The organism is Polaromonas sp. (assembly GCF_031411155.1).
In the GTDB taxonomy this organism is placed as follows: Bacteria; Pseudomonadota; Gammaproteobacteria; order Burkholderiales; family Burkholderiaceae_C; genus Polaromonas.
Map to the genome: position 1 here is coordinate 1 of NZ_JANOAL010000129.1, position 4,596 is coordinate 4,596.

The 4,596-nt window shown below is 59.0% G+C and carries 9 protein-coding genes and 1 pseudogene; all 10 read left to right on the top strand.

Features of this window, described 5'->3' with window-relative positions; translation table 11 throughout:
* Positions 1 to 535 (top strand): 50S ribosomal protein L3 (gene rplC, locus RMO23_RS08690; RefSeq protein ID WP_309680533.1); only part of this gene is annotated, 535 nt, incomplete at its 5' end.
* A complete protein-coding gene (gene rplD / locus RMO23_RS08695) occupies positions 535 to 1,155 on the top strand; it encodes a 50S ribosomal protein L4 (protein WP_309680535.1) in 621 nt (206 codons plus the stop codon). The genes rplC and rplD, both read left to right, overlap by 1 nt.
* Positions 1,152 to 1,478 (top strand): 50S ribosomal protein L23, encoded by a 327-nt coding sequence (gene rplW / locus RMO23_RS08700; RefSeq protein ID WP_309680536.1) that lies wholly within the window; start codon positions 1,152 to 1,154, stop codon positions 1,476 to 1,478. Before rplD ends, rplW begins: the two co-directional genes overlap by 4 nt.
* Entirely contained in the window at positions 1,478 to 2,302 is an 825-nt protein-coding gene (gene rplB, locus RMO23_RS08705; RefSeq protein WP_309680538.1) for a 50S ribosomal protein L2, read from the top strand. The genes rplW and rplB overlap by 1 nt, the downstream gene beginning before the upstream one ends.
* Before the next feature lie 9 nt (positions 2,303 to 2,311).
* Positions 2,312 to 2,590, top strand: a complete 279-nt coding sequence (rpsS, locus tag RMO23_RS08710; protein ID WP_309680540.1) for a 30S ribosomal protein S19 — start codon at positions 2,312 to 2,314, stop codon at positions 2,588 to 2,590.
* A gap of 9 nt (positions 2,591 to 2,599) precedes the next feature.
* The gene (gene rplV / locus RMO23_RS08715) at positions 2,600 to 2,929 is read left to right on the top strand and encodes a 50S ribosomal protein L22 (RefSeq protein WP_007866508.1); all 330 of its coding nucleotides are present in this window, start codon (positions 2,600 to 2,602) and stop codon (positions 2,927 to 2,929) included.
* Positions 2,930 to 2,942: 13 nt separating this feature from the next.
* Positions 2,943 to 3,857, top strand: coding sequence for a 30S ribosomal protein S3 (gene rpsC, locus RMO23_RS08720; RefSeq protein WP_309680549.1), 915 nt, complete (start codon positions 2,943 to 2,945; stop codon positions 3,855 to 3,857).
* 25 nt (positions 3,858 to 3,882) lie between these two features.
* Positions 3,883 to 4,299, top strand: a complete 417-nt coding sequence (rplP, locus tag RMO23_RS08725; protein ID WP_309680551.1) for a 50S ribosomal protein L16 — start codon at positions 3,883 to 3,885, stop codon at positions 4,297 to 4,299.
* A 16-nt stretch (positions 4,300 to 4,315) separates the two neighbouring features.
* Positions 4,316 to 4,522: a 50S ribosomal protein L29 gene (rpmC, locus tag RMO23_RS08730; protein ID WP_309680553.1), complete on the top strand. Its 207-nt coding sequence runs from the start codon at positions 4,316 to 4,318 to the stop codon at positions 4,520 to 4,522.
* An 11-nt stretch (positions 4,523 to 4,533) separates the two neighbouring features.
* A pseudogene (locus RMO23_RS08735) lies at positions 4,534 to 4,596 on the top strand (30S ribosomal protein S17); the annotation flags it as partial.

A 4,596-nucleotide genomic window follows, 5' to 3' on the forward strand; every position in this document is an offset into this window, starting at 1 on the left:
TGACGCCCTTCAAGTGGCGTTTGGTTCGCGCAAAGCATCGCGCGTGACCAAGCCGGCCGCCGGCCACCTTGCGAAAGCAGGCGTTGAAGCTGGTGAAATCCTGAAAGAATTCCGCGTGACGGCTGACGTCGCAGGCAAATACGCTGCCGGTGCTGTCGTGCCTGCGGCTGACGTGTTTGCGGTGGGCCAGCTGGTGGATGTGCAGGGCACTTCCATTGGTAAAGGCTTTGCCGGCACCATCAAGCGTCACAAAATGAGCTCGCAGCGCGCGTCGCACGGTAACAGCCGTTCGCACAACGTGCCCGGCTCCATCGGTATGGCGCAGGATCCTGGCCGTGTGTTTCCTGGTAAGCGCATGACGGGCCACCTGGGTGACGTCACCAAGACCACGCAAAACCTCAACATCGTGCGCATCGACGAAGCCCGTCAGCTGCTGATGATTCGTGGCGCTGTGCCTGGTTCCAAAGGCGGTTTTGTGACGGTTCGCGCCGCCATCAAGGCCAAACCCACCGTCGCCGCAAAAGGAGCGAACTGATGCAGGTCGAACTCCTGAATGACCAGGGTCTGGCTTCGTCCAAAGTGGACGTGCCTGATACCGTGTTTGGTCGCGAATACAACGAGAGCCTGGTGCACCAGGTGGTCGTGGCCTTCCAGGCCAACGCCCGCCAGGGTACCCGTGCCCAGAAAGACCGTGAGCAGGTCCGTCACTCGACCAAGAAGCCTTTCAAGCAAAAAGGTACTGGCCGTGCACGTGCAGGTATGACTTCTTCCCCGCTGTGGCGCGGAGGCGGACGTATTTTCCCGAACATGCCCGACGAGAATTTCACGCAGAAGATCAACAAGAAGATGTACCGCGCCGGCATGGCGTCGATCTTCTCGCAACTGGCGCGCGAAGGCCGCCTGGCTGTGGTTGATTCTCTGGCCGTGGATTCCCCCAAGACCAAGGTCCTGGCTGACAAATTCAAGGCCATGAACCTCAGTTCGGTGCTGGTCATCGCTGATGTGGTTGATGAAAACCTGTACCTGGCATCGCGCAATCTGGTCAACATCCTCGTGGTGGAGCCCCGTTACGCCGATCCGGTGTCGCTGGTTCACTACAAGAAGGTGCTGGTCACCAAGGCCGCCATGGACCAACTCAAGGAGATGTTCGCATGAGCGCCGTGAACTCCAAGACCAAATTCGACGAAGGTCGTCTGATGCAGGTGCTGGTCGCGCCCATCGTGTCTGAAAAAGCCACGATGATTGCTGAAAAGAGCAATTCAGTGACCTTCAAGGTGCTGCAGGATGCAACGAAATTTGAAATCAAGGCCGCCGTGCAGTTGATGTTCAAGGTCGACGTCCAGTCAGTTGCCGTCCTCAATATCAAAGGCAAGACCAAGCGCTTTGGCAAATCTGTGGGCCGCCGGGACAACCTGCGCAAGGCCTATGTGACGCTCAAGCCCGGTCAGGAACTCAACCTCGGTGGGGAGTCTGCGTAATGGCTGTCATTAAAATGAAACCCACCTCGCCGGGTATGCGCGGCATGGTGAAGATCTCGCGTGACCACCTGCACAAGGGTGAGCCTTACGCGCCGCTGCTGGAGCCGCAGTTCCAGAGGTCTGGCCGCAACAACAACGGTCACATCACGGTTCGCCACAAGGGCGGCGGTCACAAGCACCACTACCGCGTGGTGGACTTCAAGCGCAACAAGGACGCCATTCCGGCCAAGGTCGAGCGTATCGAGTACGACCCCAACCGCACGGCCCACATTGCGCTGATCTGCTACGCCGACGGCGAGCGCGCCTACATCATCGCCCCGCGCGGCCTTGAAGTCGGTGCCACGCTGATCAGTGGTTCGGAAGCCCCGATTCGCGTCGGCAACACGCTGCCGATTCGCAACATTCCGGTCGGCTCGACGATTCACTGCATCGAGATGCAAATCGGCAAGGGCGCGCAAATCGCCCGTTCCGCCGGCACCTCGGCAACGCTGCTGGCGCGCGAAGGCACTTACGCCCAGGTGCGCATGCGCTCCGGCGAAGTGCGCAAGATCCACATCGAGTGCCGCGCCACGATTGGTGAAGTTGCCAACGAAGAGCACAGCCTGCGCCGCCTCGGCAAGGCCGGTGTGAAGCGCTGGATGGGTATTCGCCCAACCGTTCGCGGTGTGGTGATGAACCCGGTTGACCACCCGCACGGCGGTGGTGAAGGCAAGACCGGCGAAGGCCGCCATCCTGTCGACCCATGGGGTAACCTGACCAAAGGCTACCGCACCCGCAACAACAAGCGCACGCAAGTGATGATTGTTTCGCGTCGCAAGAAGTAAGGCCAGGCAATGACACGTTCACTCAAAAAAGGTCCCTTTGTCGACCATCACCTGGTAGCCAAGGCTGATAAAGCGGTTACCAACAAAGACAAAAAGCCGATCAAAACCTGGTCGCGTCGCTCCATGGTCCTGCCCGAGTTCATCGGTCTGACCATTGCCGTGCACAACGGCAAGCAGCACGTGCCGGTCTACATCACCGATCAAATGGTTGGCCACAAGCTGGGCGAGTTCGCACTCACCCGGACTTTCAAAGGTCATCCGGCTGACAAAAAAGTTGTGAGAAAGTAAGGAAAGACCATGGAAACACGTGCAACCCTCAGGGGCGTTCGTCTGTCGGTCGACAAGGGCCGTCTGGTCGCTGACCTGATCCGGGGTAAAAAAGTGGATCAAGCGCTCAACATCCTGAATTTCACGCAGAAAAAAGCTGCTGGAATCATCAAGAAGGTGGTTGAGTCCGCCATCGCCAACGCTGAACACAACGATGGCGCCGATATTGACGAGCTGAAGGTGAAAACCATTTACGTCGAGCAAGGCGCCACGCTCAAGCGTTTCTCGGCGCGCGCCAAAGGCCGCGGCAACAGCATCAGCAAACCCACGTGCCATGTGTACGTGGTGGTTGGCAACTAAAGGCAGACAGGATATGGGACAAAAAATCAACCCAACCGGGTTCCGCCTTGCCATCAGCCGCAACTGGTCCAGCCGCTGGTACGCCAGCAACCGTGACTTTGCCGGCATGCTGGCCGAAGACATCAAGGTGCGCGAGTACCTGAAGAAAAAGCTGAAGAATGCCGCGGTGTCGCGCGTTCTGATCGAGCGCCCCGCCAAGAATGCCCGCATCACGATTTTCTCGGCTCGTCCGGGCGTCGTGATCGGCAAAAAAGGCGAAGACATCGAAGCGCTGAAAAAAGAGCTGAGCCGCCAGCTGGGCGTGCCGGTCGCCGTGAACATTGAAGAAGTTCGCAAGCCTGAAATTGATGCCAAGCTGATCGCAGACAGCATCACCCAACAGCTTGAGAAACGCATCATGTTCCGCCGTGCCATGAAGCGCGCCATGCAAAACGCCATGCGTCTGGGTGCCCTGGGCATCAAGATCATGTCGTCCGGCCGCCTCAACGGCATTGAAATCGCTCGTTGCGAGTGGTACCGCGAAGGTCGCGTGCCGCTTCATACCCTGCGCGCCGACATCGACTACGGCACCTCGGAAGCCAAGACCACCTACGGCGTTATCGGCGTCAAGGTCTGGGTTTACAAGGGTGACACGCTTGGCCGCAACGACGGCACCGGCGCCAAGATGGTTGAAGTGGCTGACGAAGAGCGCAAGCCGCGTGGCCCCCGCCGCGATGCCCGCCCAGGTGAGCGCACCGACCGTCCGGCTCCCCGTGGCGCTGCCCGCCCCGCGCGTGGCCCCGTAGGCGGAACCAACACCGCGCCTGCCGATGGCAGCGACAAACCCGCCGAGGCTACCCCAGGTGCCGAAGCCCCGAAAACCACCACCGTTAAGCGCGTCCGAAAAGCCGCGCCAGCTGCAGCAGCTGACGGTGCCAAGACCGAGTAATCGGTCGGAATAACGGAGAAAAACCATGCTGCAACCCGCTCGCAGAAAATACCGCAAAGAGCAAAAAGGCCGCAACACCGGCGTCGCCACACGAGGGAACTCGGTGGCGTTCGGTGACTTCGGTCTCAAATGCACCGACCGTGGCCGTCTGACGGCCCGTCAAATTGAAGCCGCACGTCGTGCGATTTCCCGTCACGTCAAGCGTGGCGGCCGTATCTGGATCCGTGTCTTTCCGGACAAGCCGATTTCCCAAAAGCCTGCTGAAGTGCGTATGGGTAACGGTAAAGGCAATCCCGAGTACTACGTGGCTGAAATCCAGCCCGGAAAAATCGTGTTTGAAATCGTCGGCGTGCCTGAAGAACTGGCTCGTGAAGCGTTCCGTTTGGCTGCTGCCAAACTGCCGCTGCGCACCACGTTCGTGGCCCGCATGATTGGTCAGTAATTCAGGAGATATCGAAATGACGAAAGCTGCTGAACTGCGGACCAAGGACGTTGCCGGACTGACTTCGGAAGTCAAAGCGCTGCAAAAAGCCCACTTTGGCCTGCGTATGCAAAAAGCCACGCAACAACTCAACAACACCGCTACGCTGCGCTCTGCGCGCCGCGATATTGCTCGCGCCAAGACCATTCTTGGTGAGAAGCAAGCAGCAACACCCGCCAAATAAGGAGCAACTGAATGACGGAAGCTAAAACATCCCTCAAGCGCACCTTGATTGGCAAGGTGGTCAGCGACAAGCGT